The sequence below is a fragment of the Nostoc sp. genome, assembly GCF_036917815.1.
Taxonomy (GTDB): Bacteria; Cyanobacteriota; Cyanobacteriia; order Cyanobacteriales; family Nostocaceae; genus Nostoc.
In genome coordinates, this window is record NZ_JBALEK010000089.1 from 81,673 (window position 1) to 100,132 (window position 18,460).

General features: G+C 41.9%; 21 protein-coding genes. 11 read left to right on the forward strand and 10 right to left on the reverse strand.

The features are described from left to right. Nucleotides 1-18 precede the first annotated feature (18 nt). On the reverse strand, nt 19-426 hold the full coding sequence (locus V7K97_RS26990; protein ID WP_334804053.1) for a DUF3119 family protein: 408 nt from the start codon (nt 424-426) through the stop codon (nt 19-21). A 122-nt stretch (nt 427-548) separates the two neighbouring features. After that, entirely contained in the window at nt 549-1,343 is a 795-nt protein-coding gene (locus V7K97_RS26995) for an MlaE family lipid ABC transporter permease subunit (protein ID WP_334804054.1), read from the reverse strand. 418 nt (nt 1,344-1,761) lie between these two features. Here V7K97_RS26995 and V7K97_RS27000 point away from each other — a divergent pair, with 418 nt between their 5' ends. The 4 genes from V7K97_RS27000 (at nt 1,762) to V7K97_RS27015 (ending at nt 4,579) form a co-directional block, all read left to right on the forward strand. Further along, entirely contained in the window at nt 1,762-2,055 is a 294-nt protein-coding gene (locus V7K97_RS27000) for a hypothetical protein (protein WP_334804055.1), read from the forward strand. 541 nt (nt 2,056-2,596) lie between these two features. Next, on the forward strand, nt 2,597-3,418 hold the full coding sequence (gene sppA / locus V7K97_RS27005; protein ID WP_334804056.1) for a signal peptide peptidase SppA: 822 nt from the start codon (nt 2,597-2,599) through the stop codon (nt 3,416-3,418). A 124-nt stretch (nt 3,419-3,542) separates the two neighbouring features. After that, nucleotides 3,543-3,956 (forward strand): chorismate mutase, encoded by a 414-nt coding sequence (aroH, locus tag V7K97_RS27010; RefSeq protein ID WP_334804057.1) that lies wholly within the window; start codon nt 3,543-3,545, stop codon nt 3,954-3,956. Nucleotides 3,957-4,027: 71 nt separating this feature from the next. After that, nucleotides 4,028-4,579: an opioid growth factor receptor-related protein gene (locus V7K97_RS27015; RefSeq protein ID WP_334804058.1), complete on the forward strand. Its 552-nt coding sequence runs from the start codon at nt 4,028-4,030 to the stop codon at nt 4,577-4,579. A gap of 19 nt (nt 4,580-4,598) precedes the next feature. Here V7K97_RS27015 and V7K97_RS27020 read toward each other — a convergent pair whose 3' ends face one another. Genes V7K97_RS27020 through V7K97_RS27030 form a run of 3 tightly spaced genes read right to left on the reverse strand, consistent with a single transcriptional unit; the run spans nt 4,599 to nt 5,316 of the window. Further along, entirely contained in the window at nt 4,599-4,781 is a 183-nt protein-coding gene (locus tag V7K97_RS27020; RefSeq protein WP_334804059.1) for a hypothetical protein, read from the reverse strand. Nucleotides 4,782-4,793: 12 nt separating this feature from the next. Next, nucleotides 4,794-5,159 carry a hypothetical protein gene (locus tag V7K97_RS27025; RefSeq protein WP_334804060.1) on the reverse strand — a complete coding sequence of 122 codons (366 nt, stop codon included), beginning with the start codon at nt 5,157-5,159 and terminating at the stop codon, nt 4,794-4,796. After that, entirely contained in the window at nt 5,152-5,316 is a 165-nt protein-coding gene (locus tag V7K97_RS27030; protein WP_334804061.1) for a papain fold toxin domain-containing protein, read from the reverse strand. The genes V7K97_RS27025 and V7K97_RS27030 overlap by 8 nt, the downstream gene beginning before the upstream one ends. 90 nt (nt 5,317-5,406) lie before the next feature. On the opposite strand from V7K97_RS27030, the gene V7K97_RS27035 reads away from it, so the two are divergent. Both V7K97_RS27035 and V7K97_RS27040 read left to right on the forward strand, forming a co-directional pair. Continuing rightward, nucleotides 5,407-5,622 carry a hypothetical protein gene (locus V7K97_RS27035; protein WP_118167444.1) on the forward strand — a complete coding sequence of 72 codons (216 nt, stop codon included), beginning with the start codon at nt 5,407-5,409 and terminating at the stop codon, nt 5,620-5,622. A gap of 6 nt (nt 5,623-5,628) precedes the next feature. After that, nucleotides 5,629-6,033, forward strand: a complete 405-nt coding sequence (locus tag V7K97_RS27040) for a type II toxin-antitoxin system VapC family toxin (RefSeq protein WP_334804062.1) — start codon at nt 5,629-5,631, stop codon at nt 6,031-6,033. A gap of 232 nt (nt 6,034-6,265) precedes the next feature. On the opposite strand, the gene crtR is transcribed toward V7K97_RS27040, so the two are convergent. The 3 genes from crtR to V7K97_RS27055 form a co-directional block, all read right to left on the reverse strand. After that, on the reverse strand, nt 6,266-7,156 hold the full coding sequence (crtR, locus tag V7K97_RS27045) for a beta-carotene hydroxylase (RefSeq protein WP_334804179.1): 891 nt from the start codon (nt 7,154-7,156) through the stop codon (nt 6,266-6,268). Between the two features lie 92 nt (nt 7,157-7,248). Continuing rightward, nucleotides 7,249-7,623 (reverse strand): zinc ribbon domain-containing protein, encoded by a 375-nt coding sequence (locus V7K97_RS27050; RefSeq protein WP_334804063.1) that lies wholly within the window; start codon nt 7,621-7,623, stop codon nt 7,249-7,251. After that, the gene (locus tag V7K97_RS27055) at nt 7,607-8,023 is read right to left on the reverse strand and encodes a hypothetical protein (protein WP_334804064.1); all 417 of its coding nucleotides are present in this window, start codon (nt 8,021-8,023) and stop codon (nt 7,607-7,609) included. Before V7K97_RS27055 ends, V7K97_RS27050 begins: the two co-directional genes overlap by 17 nt. A gap of 713 nt (nt 8,024-8,736) precedes the next feature. On the opposite strand from V7K97_RS27055, the gene pyk reads away from it, so the two are divergent. After that, nucleotides 8,737-10,506, forward strand: a complete 1,770-nt coding sequence (gene pyk, locus V7K97_RS27060; RefSeq protein WP_334804065.1) for a pyruvate kinase — start codon at nt 8,737-8,739, stop codon at nt 10,504-10,506. A gap of 283 nt (nt 10,507-10,789) precedes the next feature. Here pyk and V7K97_RS27065 read toward each other — a convergent pair whose 3' ends face one another. Continuing rightward, nucleotides 10,790-12,574 (reverse strand): M61 family metallopeptidase, encoded by a 1,785-nt coding sequence (locus tag V7K97_RS27065; protein ID WP_334804180.1) that lies wholly within the window; start codon nt 12,572-12,574, stop codon nt 10,790-10,792. 441 nt (nt 12,575-13,015) lie between these two features. Beyond that, nucleotides 13,016-13,624: a hypothetical protein gene (locus V7K97_RS27070; RefSeq protein ID WP_334804066.1), complete on the reverse strand. Its 609-nt coding sequence runs from the start codon at nt 13,622-13,624 to the stop codon at nt 13,016-13,018. Nucleotides 13,625-13,854: 230 nt separating this feature from the next. Here V7K97_RS27070 and V7K97_RS27075 point away from each other — a divergent pair, with 230 nt between their 5' ends. The 4 genes from V7K97_RS27075 (at nt 13,855) to purT (ending at nt 18,419) form a co-directional block, all read left to right on the forward strand. Continuing rightward, complete coding sequence (locus tag V7K97_RS27075; RefSeq protein ID WP_334804181.1) at nt 13,855-14,805, forward strand: ABC transporter ATP-binding protein; 951 nt, start codon at nt 13,855-13,857, stop codon at nt 14,803-14,805. 43 nt (nt 14,806-14,848) lie between these two features. Next, nucleotides 14,849-16,462: an ABC transporter permease gene (locus tag V7K97_RS27080; protein ID WP_334804067.1), complete on the forward strand. Its 1,614-nt coding sequence runs from the start codon at nt 14,849-14,851 to the stop codon at nt 16,460-16,462. 246 nt (nt 16,463-16,708) lie between these two features. After that, nucleotides 16,709-17,206, forward strand: coding sequence for a pentapeptide repeat-containing protein (locus V7K97_RS27085; RefSeq protein WP_334804068.1), 498 nt, complete (start codon nt 16,709-16,711; stop codon nt 17,204-17,206). A 49-nt stretch (nt 17,207-17,255) separates the two neighbouring features. After that, nucleotides 17,256-18,419 carry a formate-dependent phosphoribosylglycinamide formyltransferase gene (gene purT / locus V7K97_RS27090; protein ID WP_334804069.1) on the forward strand — a complete coding sequence of 388 codons (1,164 nt, stop codon included), beginning with the start codon at nt 17,256-17,258 and terminating at the stop codon, nt 18,417-18,419. Nucleotides 18,420-18,460: the final 41 nt, after the last annotated feature.

Below are 18,460 nucleotides of genomic sequence, written 5' to 3' on the forward strand. Positions count from 1 at the left end.
TATCAAAACTACTCAGCACTAAATACGCGGACAACGTTGTTCTAAGCAAGTTTTCAAGGTGTTGGGGTCAAATAAAATCGGTAAAAAGTGAATACTTTTAATTTCTTTAAAGTAAAACAGGATGGGGACTCGATTCCCAAAAATCCGCCAGTTTTGCCATTCCTGGTAAGGAAAGCGCCGAATCAATTTTTCGCTTCTGTAAATATCTAAGTCGGTGGCAGTAAATTGCAAACGCAGCGTTAACGCCTGAAACATGAGAAACAAACCAAACAGTGTGAAAATGGAGCCTACCCACGGTTGTATCAACAGTAGTGGAATAGCGGTAATCACCAACACTATAGGTATATTGTAACTAGGCTTGAGTTCCACAGTTGATGTGGTGTTAGGAGCAAATGAACTGGTCACAGTCTTAAATCCTGCTTTCATTATTAGTAGGCATCTTGATCTATTTTAGGAGTCATGAGTTAGGAGTGAGGAGTTTGAACTCATAACCCTTAACTGTTAAACGAAGGCAGAGCATCTCCGGCTTTGCTCCTAACTCATCAGTTTTACATGCCGATAAATGCACTGCCAGTCCCCTGAAACATTAACCAAGAAAGAAAGAAGTTGCTCACAAATATAATCATTAAGGCAGTCACAACAGCAGTTGTAGTTGACTGTCCGACACCTTTGGCTCCTCCTGTTGTCGTCAACCCCCAACTGCAACCAATTACGGCGATTAAAATGCCAAAGCAACACGCCTTAATCATGGCGCTAAAAATATCCCAGATTCCAAGAAAGTTACGGGCTGAGTCTAAGAATACCGTATCAGACAGATTGTAGATATTTATCGCAACCATGAATCCCCCAAACATCCCTGTTAGCAAAGACAGGAGGGTTAAAATTGGTAGCATTAAACAGCAAGCAAGGACGCGGGGAATAACGAGGTAATCGATTGGATCTGTTCTTAACATCAACATGGCATCGATTTGTTCTGAGACCCTCATGGTACCGATTTCTGCTGCAAAGGCAGAACCGACTCGTCCGGCCAAAACCACTGCTGTCAAAACGGGAGCGAGTTCTCGTGTCAACGCTATAGAAAGCACTCCACCGATAATGTTTCCTGCGCCAAAGTTGATAAATTCCCGCGCCACCTGAATGGTAAACACAGCACCAACGAAAATAGCCGTCAAGAGGGCAATAAATAAGGAATCTGGCCCAACTGCTGCCATTTGTTCTAAGGTGTTGCGCCGATGGATTTTGCCCCTCAATAGGTGAACTAGTACTTGTCCACCCAGAAAAATCGCTGCCAGCAGTCGCTGACTCCATTCTCCTAAATTGGATTTGGATTTAGTCTGGTTCAATGTTCTGTAGCTAACTCGGTAACTGCCTTAAGAATAGCGGAAGTCATGGGAATGGGGAATGGGGAGAATTAAAAATTACCTCTTTCCCCTCTGCTCCCTACTCCCTACTCCCCACTCCCTTAAGAAGGCTGAATATTAACTTAGATTAAAGACGCTCTCAGAAAATGAAGCTGTTATTAAACGTGCTGCAAAGCAATAAATAGGTGCCAATCTTGGATATAACCTTGATTTTGCAAGGTTTTTATAGATTTAAGTCATTTTTTATATCCCCAGCATCTGCCGTAACTAGTAGCCATTTCTTTTAATGAAAACTTAAGATTCTTGACAGATTGTTTGCTCTGGAGCGATCGCCCGTATTGTAGAAAATGACAACCCGCTATCTAGCTCTTGTCATCTCTACTCACGGAGTTTGTCTGAAATGACTATTTTTACTAACTTTCTCCGCTCCCTACTACTGACGATCATTTTTAGTTTTGTCGTTCCTATGTTCCTCGTTGGTGGCGGATTGCTATTTCTATCCCTCATTGGTCACTTCCCTGGCTTACAAGAGTTGACTGAGGCGATCGCTACTGAGATTATGCATTTTCTCGCCACCTTTGGCAGTGGGACTCCCCTACGCGGATTATTTGTAATTAGCTTGACCTGTAGTTTCGTTGGGGCACTGTTTGATATGTACGTTTACTATAAGTATCAAATTTTACGAATAAATTGACTAAGTAGTAGAAACAGTTTCGTGAGGCGCTCATGGGCTGTACGAGACAGGGAAAAGTGATATTTCCAAAAGTGAAAGTACTACTGGTCTTAACCTCAATACAGATTAACGTTGCTGAATGAATTTTTATTAATTAAATTCAGTGTCCAAGTTATTGATTAAATATTTATTAGTTATTTAGTTATTAATTACTAACAACTGGTGCAGGTGCGCGACCCTATTAAACTGAACCTCAAAAAGCCAAAAAGCCAGAAGAACAAGGGTTTGGTAATTTGAAATTCGGCAAAGCATCTAAAATAATCTCTGCTAACTCATCAGATTGGACGTTAGACTAGAGTTTGGCATTTTGTGTTACCTGCAATCTTTAAGGACTTGATTAGCATTGATCGAGAATAGCAAATAAAGCTCACTGAAAAATATAAAATTTTCCTTAAAATCCTGATGTTCACAACGCCTGCTCATGTTTCTTAACAGAGCAAAGCAGGTCGTCTGACCGTTGAGCATCTTATATTGAATTTATTACGAGGTATGTTGACAGCTCATGATTTGGCCGTTTAAGCCCAAGTTTAAAAAACAAATTGCGCGGATTGAAATTACTGGTGCGATCGCCGGTGCTACTCGCAAACGCGTCCTAGAAGCCCTGAAAACTGTAGAAGAAAAAAAGTTTCCGGCATTATTGCTCCGTATCGATAGCCCTGGCGGTACAGTCGGAGATTCCCAAGAAATCTACAGCGCCCTGAAGCGTTTGCGCGAAAAAATCAAAATCGTCGCTAGCTTTGGCAATATTTCGGCTTCTGGAGGAGTCTACATCGGCATGGGAGCCGAACACATCGTCGCCAACCCAGGGACGATTACAGGTAGTATTGGTGTGATTTTGCGCGGGAATAACTTGGAACGCTTGCTAGAAAAAATCGGTGTTTCCTTCCAGGTAATTAAGTCTGGCCCTTACAAAGACATTTTGGCTTTTGATCGGCAACTTACTCAACCAGAAGAAATCATCCTGCAAGAGTTGATTGACACAAGTTATCAGCAGTTTGTCCAAACGGTAGCTGATGGCCGTTCTTTAACAGTAGAAGCTGTAAAAAGTTTCGCCGATGGTCGGATTTTTACTGGACAGCAAGCCCTACAATTGGGTGTTGTAGACCGGCTGGGCACAGAAGAAGATGCTCGTCGCTGGACAGCCGAACTGGTAGGTCTTGACCCAGAAAAAACTCTCTGCTATACCCTAGAAGAACGTAAACCCTTATTGAGTCGCGTTCTACCGGGGAGTCGTCAGTTTTCATCAGGAATTGGAGCCGGCATTGATTGGCTAGAATTTGAAATGTCTACCAGTGGTTTACCGTTGTGGTTATATCGACCCTAATATGAGTTAGGAGTTAGGAGAGACGCGATTAATCGCGTCTGTACAGGAGTTAGGAGTTAAAAATCTTAACTTCTCATTCTCAACTCCTAATTCCTCACTTTTGTTTTTTAAGGAGGATTTTGGCGTGGACTGGCAAATGCGGGCGATTCGCGGAGCAACAACAGTTGCCGAAAATACTGTTGAGGCAATGCAAGAGGTAGTGAAAGAACTACTAGATGAACTGGAAAACCGGAATCAATTCCAGCCTAGGGACATGATTAGTGTGACTTTTTCGGTGACACGCGATTTGGATGCTATTTTTCCAGCTGCGATCGCCAGGGCGCGTCCGGGTTGGGATAATGTGGCCATGTTGGATGTGCAGCAAATGCACGTTGAAGGCAGCTTACAGCGTTGCATTCGGTTCTTAATTCACGCTTATCTGCCAGCTTCTGCCTCGGTTCATCATATCTATTTACGCAACGCCGCTAGCTTGCGTCCCGACTGGAGTTTGCCTCAGACTTTACAAGCATCACAGCCAGCAGTGAAGTCAAAAGTGTAAATTATTTAATAAAATTCGTGTAAAAAACTACAAAATTAGCTACTGTTGTTGATTTGTGAAGGTAATTTGCAATGAATCATGAAAAACAACTCACTGCAATGCTTGTTCCGTTCTATTTAGGGGAGCAAAGAGATTCAGAAGGTCGCATGATTCAAGATATTTGGGCTTGGAATTTTGAAGAATTAGAGTGTGCCCACGATTACATTCAGTGGTTGTTTCCTTTGCCTGAGCGAAGTGCATTCAATCGTGATGCACCCATCGTTGATGAGGACGTAATTCAAGCATTTCACAACAATTCACACCTACGTGAAAATTTGTTGCGCTCCTTCACTGTCATGCTTCAGTTTTATGGATTGCAACGTCACGAGAGTAATAATGGAAAAATAGTTGTCAGCCAGTCAGAAGACTATCTGAATCGTAAACGTGAATGGGTCTGTATATTTGACCACAATTATCTTCGCATCACCCGTATATTAAAATGCTTAATGACATTTGGATTGGAGAATGAAGCCCAAGGATTTTATGAGTGCTTGCGGCAAATATACCGGGAAAATAGTGATCAGATTGGAGGTGAAACATTTCAGTATTGGAGAATTGCAGTCAAACCTAATGATAAGTCCTAAATCAACCAGCCACACTTCACTAAGTTTCAGGTTCATCAATCAAATCCAATACTTCTTGTTCAACCACTCTTGAACGAAGAATATCTAAAGCATTCTGATCTGCCAGTTCAATAATCTCTGCAAGGCATTGTCGCACTTGTTGAGCAATGTCAGGTTGCCATTGGTGTAGTTTTGTGTCGATTTCTTGAACTAAAGCATCCATTTAAAGTTTCTTTTACTGTTGAGTTCCTGAAACCACTATCAAATTATTTGTTGTATTCGGTTGAGGTCCTCTAGGATGTTCTGTTTGGATGAATTCGTCAAACAGGTTGAAAAACTGCTCTAAAGCAGTATGTTCATCTTGGGAGAAAAATAGAATAATCTGATCCCAAGTCTGATTATAAGCTAAATTAAATCTCTGCTGAATCCAAGTTTGGAATTCTGAAAATTGCTGTTCTTGAAGTGTTTGAGTAATTCCCATCTGGCGACGGGCAAAACAGTAACCTGCCAGAAAAGTGCGGAGGTTTGATATAGAAGCTCGTCCGAAATACATGGCAGGACGTTTCTGTATATTGTGGATTAGGTCATACAAATCAACCATCTGTCCCTCTAGCTGAAAAATCGGTTTCAGTGATTTGGAAATTGCCGCCTAAATCTTGGGCAGGGCAGTATAGGTTATTAATCCAGCTTACTCTGGAAATTCCTTCGGGGTGGATGTTGTCAAAGATGAGTTCTTGTCCATCAATTTCAACGGACAACAGTCAAGAAGCCTCTTTGAGTTATACTAAATTTTTTAAACAATCAAATATGAGTCCTATAGATTAAAATTTATGTAGGAGGTAAGCTATATGTTAAAAACAATTCAAGGAATTTATAAAAACGGCAAAATTGAATTAGCTGAAACACCAGAAGGTATCACTGAAAGTTTAGTGTTTGTCACCTTCCTAGAAACTAAACCCAGCCAATGGCCAGAAATAATCATGCAATATTCAGGTATAAAAGAAAGTATTATCTTTGAATCATATCGAGAGGAACTAATACCACCGAACGAAATAGAACTTTAATTATGTATGGGTTATCTACTGGATACTTGCGTAATTAGTGATTTTGTCAAAGGAGAAGAAAACACCCTCAAGCGAATAAAGTTAATCTCTCCTACTGAAATTTTTGTTTCATCTCTAACAGTTATGGAGGTGAAATATGGATTAGCTATAAACCCACAACGCGCTGTTAAAATCCAATCAATTATTGAAATATTATTAGGTTCAATTACAATTTTACCTTTTGACTCAAAAGAAGCAGAACAAGCAGCCTACATCAGAAGCTTTCTTAAATTAGCTGGTTCACCTATTGGTGCTTATGATGTACTTATAGCAGCCACCGCAGTAATCAATAATCATATTGTGGTGACATCTAATGTCCGAGAATTTCAAAGAGTACCTAACTTGCAAATCGAAAATTGGCGTTCTGTGTGAGTTTAATTACTGCGATTGCTCGCATACATCACCAACCAAAATTACTGATTTGGCTTTGTTTGGAGAGCGATCCAATTGATTACTCTTGTACCAACTAAAAGTGCGATGCCTAGGTTGGGCTGCGTCTACGCATCCCAAATGCAAATTTGAATCAACAGCTTGAGTATACAAGGGGTGCGATCGCCATTTAATCTTGTGGCAAATAGTTCTAAACTCACTTCATACAACAACTCTATTCTTTTTGATGATGAAACCGAATTCCTAAAAAGATGTCATAAACAAACTCAAAAAAGTCCTTTTTCTGCAACAATCCTGAAGTTTGATAACACCCTTTTTCATCTAACAGGGGCTTCATCACATAGTACGCAGGTTGGTAATTATACCAAGGAATCGAAGGCCACAAATGATGAATTAAGTGGTAATTCTGTCCCATAATCAGAATATTGAGAACTGGGTTAGGGTAGACGCGAGCATTTTTCCAGCGATCGCGCTCGGCAAAAGGACGATGGGGCAAATAGTCAAAAAATAATCCCAGTGCTATCCCCACCACAAAAGCCGGGATAAACCAAAAGTTCAGAATGTAACCCAAAAAGTTGTACTGCACTGATATATAAACAATTACACCAACAATTAAACGGCTGATGAACCATTCTAATAGCTCATATTTCCGCCACAGTCGCCGTTGAAAGAAAAATACCTCATGGTACAAAAACCGCACCGCAATCAGCCACAGAGGACCACCAGTAGAGACATAATGATCTGGATCGTCTTTAGGATGGTTGACATGGCCATGATGCTGTAAATGCACCCGCGTAAATACTGGAAAAGCAAAAGCTAGCATCAAAGCACTGCCATGCCCTAACATCGCATTTATCACCCGGTGACGATGAGCAGATTGGTGACAGGCGTCATGAATTACCGTTCCAGCACAATGCAAGGCAATGGTATTAATGCTAAAACATAGCCAGTGCGGCCATTCCCAAAGCCAGTAACCAAAGTTGGATAGTACCAGCATTGTCACAGCTACAGAAAACAACAGTAGTGTGGGATTGAAATCACCAGGAGGCGCTAAAAATTCCTTGGGTGGGATTGTCAGTGGCTTTTGTGCCTCCGATGCGATCATTTCTGACATTGACTCCTTCTTTACCAAACATTACAAATATACGTTGACACTCCCCGCTCTAAAGAGACGGGGATTCTCAAGACGGCAAAGCCTTAGTAGACTTTGATTCTTAACGGCTGTGCCAAACAGCCTCTACACAGTCCGGTAAAACCATTCTGCTTACTTTTACGTCCGATATTTGCAGCACCGTTAGTATCTGAGTTAATCAAATGTCCTTCCTTGCTTCTATACAATCCTCGCTTAATTCGCTTACCAGAAAACTGGTAGGCAACCGGCTTGTCGGCATTGTAGATGGGCATTTCATCATCATCCAAAGCACTCGCTTTACTGGTGTAAGATTCTTCTTGCTCTTGATAGATCAACCCATATCGCTCACAGAGAGATTTAAGTTTGTTTCTCAAAGAATAGAAAGGGATCTGGACAAAGTTTTGGTTATTCCGACTGCCAATACTAATGCCATCTTTCATTCCCAGATTGAAACTTTCCATCCTTGACTTTGATTCGCGGAATTATCAGCACAAAATAGCCCTCTTTAGGCAAGTAGTGAGGAAGCCTCGCCTTCTGCTGAAATGTTCCAGATCGAACAGCCTTAATCAATCCATAGAAACTGCGAAATGTTCTATCTACTACCTTCAATGTTTGCTGTGCAATGTCAGTGTTGAGAATTTGATAGTTCTCGTTGTCTTTGCATAGATGGTAAGCAGATTCATAGCGCAAGTGCTTATGTTCTTGAAAGTAATATTGTCGAAGAGTGTAAAGACCCACGTTGTAGAGGTTCTTACTCAATCGACACAACTCTCTCAGAGCCAAGAATTCGGTCTTACTAAGATCGCGTATTTGGTTTTTCTGAGTCAAGTACATAAGCATTAGTTTCGCTGATATCCCCATTCTATAGCGAAAACAACAACAAAGGCGTAGTCAAAAGAAGCAGGGGAGCAGGGGGCAGGGAGCAAGGGGGAAAACTGAGACGGAGCTTGTACTCCGCCCCAGTAAGAGCGCCCTAGAAGGGCGTTGCTCTCAACCCATGTTTCGCTCCGCTCCACGGCTTCGGGACAGGGATTGCTCCCCCTGCCCCCTGCTCCCTGCCCCTCCGCCTCTTCGGTGATGTCGAAGATTTGCTCATTCGTCGCTCACCCCCATATTCCGAGAGCGATGAAGAGTCGGTTTTGAATGGGGTGAGGCTCCTCACTCGCCTCCTATCCCTCCCCGCGAGTAAGAGCGACGGGGTTTCTCGGAGAATCCTGATGAATATTAGGGAATAATAAACTTTTGCAAAGTTTTGTATAGCAATATTTATCTACATCTTCGCATATCAGCAGATGAATAACGCTATGATTCCAGACGAAGCCTAGTCTTTACTGATAAGTGAGGTATGAGAATCGGCAAGAAGTTTATGGCAGAAACTCCTTCTTGGGGAGGATGGATACAAAATTGATGTAGTATATCTAGTCTATCCCACAGCCCCCACTCTCCCATAAACCCTCTCTAACTGCTTATATCTATTGATATAGCAGTAACTGAAAAGGAGATGCCACTTAAGTTACGATAACTTCCCAGATAGCTCCCTAACTTCAGCCCCTATGCAACTAAGAGATTCTCTGCGCCGGACAAAAATTGTCGCTACTATTGGCCCCGCCACTAGCAGTCCTGAAATGCTCAAGGCGATTATTGAAGCGGGAGCCACGACGCTGCGGCTAAATTTCTCCCACGGAACTCATGCCGACCATCAGCGTAGTATTCGCTTAATTCGGCAAACCGCTTTTGAATTAAATCAGCCAGTGGCTATTCTCCAAGACTTGCAGGGTCCAAAAATTCGCTTGGGGAAATTTGACAACGGATCGATAGTTTTAGCAAAAGGCGATCGCTTCACCTTGACAAATCGCCCGGTGGTCGGTACGCAAGAAATTAGCTGCGTCACCTACGATCATTTAGCCGAAGAAGTCCCCGTTGGTGCAAAAATCCTCCTTGATGATGGGCGAGTAGAAATGGTGGTGGAGGAGATTAATCGAGACAAAGGTGATTTACATTGTCGCATCACCGTACCTGGTAAGCTTTCTAACAACAAAGGCGTAAACTTTCCCGGCGTTTACCTGTCAATTAAGGCAATGACCGACAAAGACCGAGAGGATCTGATGTTTGGTCTAGATCAGGGTGTGGATTGGGTAGCACTTTCTTTTGTCCGCAATCCCCAGGACATGATCGAAATTAAAGAACTAATTTCTAGTACAGGCAAGCAAGTGCCAGTGATTGCCAAAATTGAAAAGCACGAGGCTATAGAACAAATGGAGGCGGTTCTAGCTTTGTGTGATGGCGTAATGGTTGCCAGAGGCGACTTAGGGGTGGAATTGCCCGCAGAAGATGTTCCCGTACTCCAAAAGCGGCTAATTGCCACAGCTAATCGCTTGGGGATTCCCATCATCACTGCTACTCAGATGTTAGACAGCATGGTGAGCAATCCCCGTCCCACTCGCGCCGAAGTATCGGATGTGGCAAATGCGATTTTAGATGGTACGGACGCGGTGATGCTCTCCAATGAAACCGCAGTGGGTAGCTTCCCTGTAGAAGCAGTGGCGACGATGGCACGAATCGCCGAGCGGATGGAGCAGGAAGAAGTTCAACACTTAAATTTGCGTTCTTCGAGAGATGCCCGCCGCTCCATTCCTAATGCCATAAGTCAAGCTGTTGGTCAAATTGCCGAACAACTAGGTGCAGCAGCAATCATGACCCTAACGCAAACTGGGGCGACAGCTCGCAATGTCTCTAAGTTCCGTCCGCGTACACCGATTTTGGCAGTGACACCCCATGTGAATGTAGCACGGCAGCTACAGATGGTGTGGGGAGTAAAACCGTTGTTAGTACTAGGATTACCTTCCACTGGTCAGACATTTCAAGCTGCGATTAACGTAGCTCAGGAACTTAAGTTACTGTCTGAGGGAGATTTAGTCGTGATGACTGCTGGCACACTCCAGGGAATTTCCGGCTCCACGGATTTGATTAAGGTAGAAGTGGTGACGGCGGTACTAGGTCACGGAATTGGACTCGGACAAGGTTTAGTCAGTGGTCGCGCACGGGTGGCGAATACTGGTATGGATGTTAGTAACTTTAATCCCGGAGACATTTTGGTTGCACCCCGCACTAGTGCTGATTTTGTGGAGGCAATTCGGAAAGCTGCCGGGATTATTACGGAAGAGGAAAGTCTCACAAGTCACGCGGCGGTCATTGGCTTACGTCTGGGTGTGCCAGTAATTGTCGGCGTGAAGCAAGCAACGAAAGTGATTCGGGATGGGGCGATTATAACGCTGGATCTGCAACGGGGTTTGATTTACTCTGGGGCAGTGAGAACGCCTTAGAAGTGGGGACTGGGGACTAGGGACTAGGGACTAGTACCGAAAGGCGGAAGTCAAAAGTCAAAAGTCAAAAGTCAAAATTAATACAGCGTAAGCATTTCATTGATTTTGAATGGGTGGTTTATTTACGCCGTGTTGTACTAGGGACTGGGAGATGAGGGAGAAATCAATTCAAAATTCAAAATTCAAAATTAAAGAATTTATTTCTGCCTCCTGCCTCCTGCCTCCTCTTTCCCAATGCCCAATGCCCAATTCCCAATTCCCAATTCCCAATTCCCAATTCCCTTTATGAAACAGTTGCGATCGCAACCCCCAGCCATCGAGCAAAGTTTTGCTGTTGTGTGGAGTTAGGATGCTCAACAGGTTTTACTTGATATCTAGTGGGATGTGGTGACGCGAGGATGACTGAATAACTACGCAGCTCGTCTTGGTGGAAAACTGCGACTTCAATTTTATCTTTTGGTTGGTAATCTTTCAGGCGATCGCTTAAGCCACCCGCCGCTAACTTAATGCCATCAATTGCTAACAACTCATCACCTGCATCAATTCCCCCTACTTGTGCAGGTGAGGCAGTTTCCACAAACTTAATCATCTCCCGCCCATTTTCTGTATTTATTTTCACACCCAAGTAAGGTTCTTCCTGCTGTTCAGCTACCAACTGCAAGCCAAAGGGTTCTAAATACTGATTAAAGGGTAAATCATCAGTGCCATCAATGTAGCGTTTCAAGAAATCAGTCAAATCGATGCCGGCAACAGATTCTATAACTTCCTGCAACTGTTCTGGGGTATACCCAATTTCAGCTTTCCCAAATTGCAGCCACATTTTCAGCATCACGTCATCCAGGGAGCGCTGATTATCGTGAATAGAGCGAATCAGTAAATCTAGCAATAACGATACCATTTCTCCTTTTAAATAGTAGGACATTTGAGAATTACCGCTATTGGCATCCGGGCGATAGAGTTTTATCCAGGTATCAAAACTCGACTCGGAAAGGGGTTGTACCTTGCGCCCTGGTGTCGTTTCATATCTGGTAATTTCTTTACCCAAGTGATTTAAATACGACTTAACATCATAAATTCCCGCCCGTAAAGGAATTAACAAGTCATAGTAACTAGTAGTACCCTCACAAAACCACAATGATGGTGTGTAGTTTTCTTGATCGTAATCAAAAACCTCTAATGCTTTTGGGCGAATTCGTTTGACATTCCACAAGTGTAAGAACTCGTGTGCCACTAATTGGAGAAAGCGATCGTATTTATCCTGAGCGCGAAATCCAAAACGGTGATAAATCAAGGAGCAAGAATCTTTATGCTCTAAACCCCCAAAAGCTTGGCTAAATAAATGTAGCAAAAACACGTATCTTTCATAAGGCAAACCGCCGAACATCTGCGCTTCTACCTCGACGATTTTTTGGATATCAGCAATTAACTGCTGGGCTTGGAAATTACCTTGTCCCCAAATTGCCAGTTCATGGGGTTTTCCCAAAACCTCAAATTTATATAATTGGTGGCTACCAATCTCAAAGGGAGTATCAACAAGAGTATCAAAATCGCCAGCTAAGAAAGTATTTGTTTCTTTATCAACGGGTGGCAAAGCAGTAGTTATCTGCCATTCTGGGCGTGATGGTACGATGGTGACGCCAATGGGTTGGTTTTCCCAACCTGGTATTCTAAAAAATAGTGCTGCACCGTTAAAATAACCGTGGGTGGTATCTAAGTGATTTGTCCGTACTGATAGCTCATTGGCAAAAATGCGGTAACGTACAGTTAATTCTGAAACACCTATTTTGTCTACCTGCCAATGATTTTTACTGATTTTCCGCCAAGGTAAAGGCTTATCTTCTGCAAAAGCCACAAAATCCTGTAAGTTCTTGGCGTATTCCCGGACTAAGTAGGAACCGGGTGTCCATACTGACAGTTTTAAATCGAGAATCGGCGAGGGATAATCTACAAGGCGTAAAGTCACCTCAAACAGATGGGTTTCTGGTTGGGACATTGCCACCAGGTAATGAATCGTTGGCTCGGTTTCTTGGATGTAGGTGTTGCGACGAGTTGCTGTTGCTTCAGTCATCTTGTGTGCTGAGTTAATAGGTAGATGGGTGATTTTTACCATCATGACAAATTTATCTTTTAACTTTTGACTTTTCTTTGCTGCGGCTGGTAGTCAGAACCTAAATTATTGTCTGCTTTAGCTTGGCTATGGACTCCTGTCTGCTTGTCATTGAAGACTTTAGCAACACTGCAATCCGGGCTTCAATTTGCTATCGTTCCTCTTCAGAGACATACAACAATGCCTCTGCTACGAATGGCACTAAGAAAAGCCCAAAGACTTATCTAACCTCGTTCCCAGCCTCCAGGCTGGGAATGTATTCCGAATGGGCTGCTGCCTCCGGTCAAGAAAGAGGAGGCGGCAGCCCTCTCAGAATGGGTTCCCAGCCTCCAGGCTGGGAACCAGTAGGGGCAAGGGCTGTATCTTAACTTAGTGCCATTCGCCTCTGCTACTTTTACCAATTTATGACCTATTCCAAACCTTGATGAAGGCAATCACCGAATATCCGCAAGCATTCATCATTAGACCATTTACTGTACCACTGACAGCAGAGCCGATAAAAGGCATCATTGTTGCTACGTTGACTAAAGTTTTCTCGCCTGCTTTGGAGATTAATTTAATTCCTAAAGCTTTGTTTATCTCAGCAAAAGTTTTCCCAGGAATAGACATCAAAGCTTTTTGAATAGCTTGTGAGCCTACTTTAGTTCCTAATTGATTAGCCAGTTCAGATACACTCACTCCAGCCGCAGCAGCTAAAACTAGTATTCGCGCAGATTCGCTTCTTATATCAATGCCATAAAGGGTAAAAAGAGCTGATGCTAGTTTCACATTGGAATACAAAGTAATCCCAATATCAGTAGGTATTCCGGCTAGTCCGATGAATCCACTGAAAATACCGTTGCCTACTGACCAAACGGTTGACTCTAATATCATCAAATTTGCAATGTTATCTCTATTACCTGCCCAATAAAAGTTGTTGGTAAAACATAGTCCCCATTGCCTACCATCGTCAATAGCATAAGTAATAGTTTGCCCGATAACAGGTATATTTATAATCGATTCAAAATCCATACAATTTTTACCTGATTAACTGAGAAGACCTAGAGATTTCTAGTTTTAGTATTCCCAGTAGCAAAAGTTAAATATTGGTACTATTTAAAGCTTTGATGAAGTAGTGCAAATAATGTCCATTACGCAAAGCAACTTTACAAAAATTCAGTTTCAATTTCGGAAACCAGACTGACAAAAGCTATAGAAAGAGGTTAGGTTAAGTGTTAATCTCAAGCCGCACCCCAGCAGCAATGGTAAAAGAATTAGCAATTTGCACTCGTGGATTAACTAAGCAATTTGACCGACACGTTGCTGTCAATGATGTTGATTTAGAAATTCAGGCGGGGGAAGTATATGGACTGATTGGGCCTAATGGCGCGGGTAAAACAACTCTCATCCGTATGTTGGCGACTGCTGAGGAACCAACTACGGGTGAGATTTATATTAATGGCGATCGCCTGCTCCGTGACAAGAGTAACCCCAAACTCAAGCGTCGTCTAGGCTACTTACCCGATGACTACCCGTTATATGAGGATTTAACAGTCTGGGATTACCTAGATTATTTTGCGCGTCTGTATCGTTTGCGAGAACCACGCCGCACTCAACGCTTACATGAGGTTTTAGAACTAATCCAACTTGGGAATAAACGTAATAGTCAGATTTCTACTCTGTCGCGGGGGATGAAACAGCGCTTAAGTTTAGCGCGAACCGTTATCCACGAACCAATTTTACTATTACTAGATGAGCCTGTTTCTGGGCTTGACCCCATTGCTAGGATGCAATTTCGGGAAATCATTAAGGCTTTGCAAGAAGCTGGGATGACTGTGATCATTTCTTCCCACGTTCTCAGTGATTTAGCGGAACTCTGTACTTCTGTGGGAATTATGGAACTTGGCTTTTTGGTAGAAAGTACTTCCCTACAGCAACTTTATCAACGTCTAGCCCATCAGCAAATTGTGTTATCAACTTTGGGGAACCTAGAGACGCTTTTGAGCGAACTAAAACATCATCCTTTAGTAGAACATTGGGAGGTAATAACAGGAAAAAACAGCGTGCGGGTGAATTTTTCGGGCAAAGATGAAGATAGTGCTGAGTTGTTGCAATCGCTCATCAAAGCAGGCATTCCTTTGACTGATTTTCACTGCACACAAGAAGACTTAGAAAGTATTTTCTTAAAATTAGGTCACAAACAAGCATCTTAATACGTCAATAAATATCACTCCCCATTTTTGGAGATTTTTTTCTATGATGCCCAATTTAATAGACAAAATCGGCGATTGGAATCCGCAACTATTCCGGGAACTCAAAGGACGGCTGAAATTTTTTAATGTAGCGATCGCAGTTACAATATCCTTAGTACTGCAATGGTTAGTTTTTTCATATCAGTTACACGAATTTGCCGATGATAATTGGTGGCGAGAGCATTGGGAACATACATTCCTGACGCTGAGTGTAATTTTTATATTTACACTATTAGTTGCCGGAACTTATTTGCTAATTAACGATTTAGCGAAAGAAGAAAGTCGCGGCACACTGAATTTTATCCGTCTCAGTCCCCAATCAGAAACAAGTATATTGACTGGGAAATTGCTCGGAGTTCCGAGTTTAATTTATCTGTTCATCTTAGTAGCACTTCCTTTACATCTGTGGGCTGGACTTTCTGCCCAAATTGCCTTTAATTACATTTTGAGTTACTACGCAATCGTTGCTGCTAGCTGTATTTTCTTCTACAGTGCTGCACTACTATTTGGTTTATTTAGTCGTTCCTTTAGCGGTTTTCAGCCTTGGCTAGGTAGTGGTCTACTTTTGCTTTTTTTGTTCATAACAATGGTGGCGGCATCGTCTGATAACAGCACTTTAAATAATTCAACTGCTTGGTTTAGACTTTTTAATCCTTGGGATGTAACAAATTATCTATTTCCTAACTTGTTTGATGTATACGATGGTTCTCCCCTGAGAAACTTGCAGTTTTTCTATTTACCATTAGGGACAAGTGTTTTTAGTGTTGTTGGTTTCCATTTGCTGAACTTTGGATTATGTAGTTACGGTATTTTCCAAGCTCTTAAACGTTGCTTCCGTAATCCTCAAGCGTCAATAATCAGCAAGGAACAAAGTTATTTTCTAGTAGCGTTTTGCCAGTTGATGATGTGGGGATTTAGCGTACAAATTAGTCTAAATAATCAAGCATGGGATGAACGGGTTGCGGGAAATCTCGTTTTGCTGGCAGTGTACAACTCCCTGTTGATTTTAAGTTTGATTGTCGTTCTTTCCCCTCATCGTCAAGATGTACAAGATTGGGCAAGATACCGACATCAAGGAGTTTCTAGCCGGAAAAAATTATGGCAGGATCTAATTTCGGCTGAAAAAAGCCCTGCACTTGTGGCGATCGCTATTAATCTGACAATTGTTACTATCCCCTGGCTAGTTTGGATTTCACTTACATCTGTTTTTGATGCAAGCGATCGCCAAACTTGGCTGAGTAATGATATTGACAGATTTAAAGTACTTTTAGCTATAGGTTTGTCTATCAGCTTAATGATGATTTCCGCTACCATCGCCCAATTAATACTTTTGCTAAAAACTCCCAAGCGTTCTTTCTGGGCAGTTGGAACTTTAGGAACAGCAATGTTTCTACCACCGATGATTCTACAATTTATTGACATCTCCCCATCGAAATATCCTACTGTCTGGTTATTTTCAACTTTTCCTTGGGCAGCTATAGAATACTCTGGGGTGACAACAATTTTTATGGCATTCCTAGCTGAGTTAAGTGTTCTAGCGTTGTTAAACTTCCAGTTGGCAAGGCGCGTGAGATTAGCGGGCGAATCTGCTACGAAAGCATTGTTAGTAGGACGTTAGGTAAGTAGTTATCGATAATGTTAGAACCCCGATTTCTTTGAGAAGTCGGGGTTCTTGTTTTTCACTTATAGCGTTTCCTAATCACATGAGGTATATCTTAGCCTCCTCTCGAAGAGCGGGGAGGGGGTTGGGGGTGGGGTTCTTGGGGTTGAGTAAGTAATCAAGCGGACATGATATTATTTATTATTTGCCTAAATTGACGGTTAAATTTTTAATCGGCATAAATATCACGACTATCTAAGAATAATGTTAAATATCCCTACTCAAGACTTACGTTATACAGCCATCCAGTTTCTAGAACAAAGTCCCCCACAGCGTCTACAACTTCTTGAAAAACTGGGTATAGCTCGTTATGATTTTTTAACAAAAATACAGCTAAATGAAGCAAACATAATCTGTATAATGCGGTTTTTAAAATATCCAAGTCAGTTAAAGTTTCCTAATCTTGTAGGAGCAGATTTATCTGGTTTAATTTTAGATGGTGTAAACTTCATTCGAGGAAACTTATCAGAAGTAAATCTCCGAGGTAGTAGTTTAATCGATGCAGACCTTTTATTTGTAAATTTTACCAAAGCTGACTTGAGAAATGCAGATTTACGAGGTGCAACTCTTAACGAGACTATTTGGTTAGAGACTTTAGTAGATAAATGTCAGCTTGGCGTAGGTACTGGTTTAAATCATCTGCAACGTCAAGATTTACAACTACGTGGAGCTAGATTTAATTATTCAGAAAATGATAATTAAAACACAAAAAATTATAAGATGATTGAGTTGAAATTGACTGGATAAGTTAATGAATATTAAGTTGCCCCAAAAATTGATGTTACTGGGTTCAGGAGAACTAGGCAAAGAATTTGCGATCGCAGCTCAACGTCTTGGTAATTATGTAATTGCTGTTGATCGCTACGCCAATGCTCCAGCTATGCAAGTTGCTGATGCTTATGAAGTGATTTCTATGCTCAGTGCTGATGATTTAGAAGCTGTAGTGACCAAACACCAGCCAGATATTATTATACCAGAAATTGAAGCAATCAGAACAGAAAAACTGATTGAATTTGAGCAGCGAGGGATTACAGTTATACCGACGGCGGCGGCTACTAACTATACAATGAATCGTGATAGAATTCGGGAACTGGCACATCAAGAATTAGGCATCAGAACGGCTAAATATGGTTATGCAACAACTCTAGAAGAATTGATTACCGTTTCTGATGAAATTGGCTTTCCTAATGTTGTTAAACCTGTGATGTCATCCTCTGGAAAAGGTCAGTCTGTAGTGCAGCATAAGAGTGAGGTTGAGAAGGCTTGGAATTATGCGATCGCTAATTCTAGAGGAGATAGTCAAAAGGTCATCGTCGAAGAATTTATTAACTTTGAAATCGAAATAACTTTATTGACAATTAAACAGTGGAATGCACCGACAATTTTCTGTTCTCCTATTGGTCATCGCCAAGAACGAGGAGATTATCAAGAATCGTGGCAACCCGCAGAAATTTCTGAAGATAAGATATTAAAAGCAAGAGAAATAGCGATAAAAGTCACTGATGCTTTAGGAGGAGCCGGAATTTTTGGCGTTGAATTTTTTATTACCAAAGATGAAGTTATTTTTTCCGAACTGTCTCCCAGACCCCACGATACGGGAATGGTGACATTAATCTCACAAAATCTCAATGAATTTGAACTACATTTACGAGCTATTTTAGACTTGCCAATTCCTCATATAGAACAGCTAGGAGTATCAGCAAGTGCGGTAATTTTAGCTTCCGAAAAATCTGATTCTATTGCTTTTACAGGTGTAGCCGATGCTTTGTCAGAAAAAGATGTAGATATTAGATTATTTGGTAAACCTAATGCCCATCCATATCGACGAATGGGCGTAGCTTTGGCGAAGGGTGTGAATGTCGAAGAGGCTAGGGAAAAAGCTACGAAAGCCGCAAGAAAAATCACAATTATCTAATCTATAGCGGTTCTCGCTTGAGTGAGATACAAGAACCCCAC